We start from the raw sequence: 1,341 nt of genomic DNA, 5'->3' as shown, positions 1-1,341 counted from the left end.
AATATTCTCTTTTTATTAGCCGATGATATGGGCTATGGAGAACTGGGTAGTTATGGGCAGCAACAAATAAAAACCCCGGTGCTGGATAGTTTGGCTCAAGAAGGAGTACGATTTACCAGTTTTTATGCGGGGTCTTCCGTATGCTCTCCTTCCCGTGCGGTACTAATGACCGGGAAACATGCGGGGCATGCGAGTATCCGTGGAAATAGCGGGATTTACGATAATGATATTTGGAAAAGGGTGCCCTTAAAAAAGGATGAGCTAACCCTGGGGGAAATGATGAAAGGAGCCGGTTATCAAACGGCTTTCATTGGCAAGTGGCATTTGGATGATCCGAATGACGAATCAACCTGGGCTATGAACCGGGGATTTGATTACGCTATACAGGAACAATGGCCCTCCCGGTTTGGGGGGAAATACTATGATGAACTGGTACACTGGATCAACATCGATCATGATTCCATTCGTTACGATCAGGAAAAATATGATTGTATTGATGAATTTCGAACCAATTTTGTCTTGGATTATCTGGATCAAAAAGAAGATAATAAACCCTTTTTTATAACCATGTCGTATCGGATTCCTCATGGGCATGAGCGCTATACCCGAAACAAGGATTTGTATGCAGATCAGGAGTGGCCGGAAACCGAGCGGCGACATGCGGCACGTATTACTTTACTCGACAAACAAATTGGACGATTACTAAAAAAGCTGGAGGAGACAGGAGAACTGGACAATACCGTAGTTTTCTTTACCAGCGATAATGGCGGACATCGGGAAGGTGGGCATGATCATCGCTTTTTTGATAGCTGCGGAGGATTGAAAGGTTATAAGCGAGACATGTATGAAGGGGGGATTCGTATACCTCTGATTGCTTATTGGAAGGATAAAATCGAACAAGGTACTGTGTCTGAACATGTGGGGGCATTTCAGGATTTCATGCCAACTATGGCCGCAATTGCTGGCATTGATATTCCGGAACATACCGATGGAATATCGTTTTTACCTGAATTGACCGGTAAGGAACAACCCAAGCACGAATATTTGTATTGGGAGTTGCAAATTGATGGCTGGGGAACTAAACTTCCCGATGGTGGTTTTAGGCAGGCTGTACGTATTGGCAAATGGAAAGGAGTTAGATATGGCGTTGAATCTCCCATTGAACTCTATAACCTGGAAGAGGACTTGTTTGAGACAACAAATGTGGCAAGTGATCATCCCGAACTTATTGAACAGGTAAAAAAACTGTTTAAAGAGAGCAGAACAGATACTGAAGGATTTCCTTTTGGAGGTAAAGTCCAGAACTATGTGGCTGCAAAAAAGTATAAGGAACGAATTGCT

Annotated in this window: 1 protein-coding gene; it reads left to right on the top strand. The window is 43.5% G+C overall.

Going from position 1 to position 1,341, the window contains the following annotated elements:
• Window positions 1-1,341: arylsulfatase (locus ACUNWA_RS19005; RefSeq protein ID WP_445593508.1), on the top strand; the 1,341-nt coding region annotated here is incomplete at both ends.

The organism is Sunxiuqinia sp. sy24, from assembly GCF_052677165.1.
The sequence above is the reverse complement of the archived record's forward strand: the minus strand, read 5'-3'. Positions and strand labels throughout refer to the sequence as shown.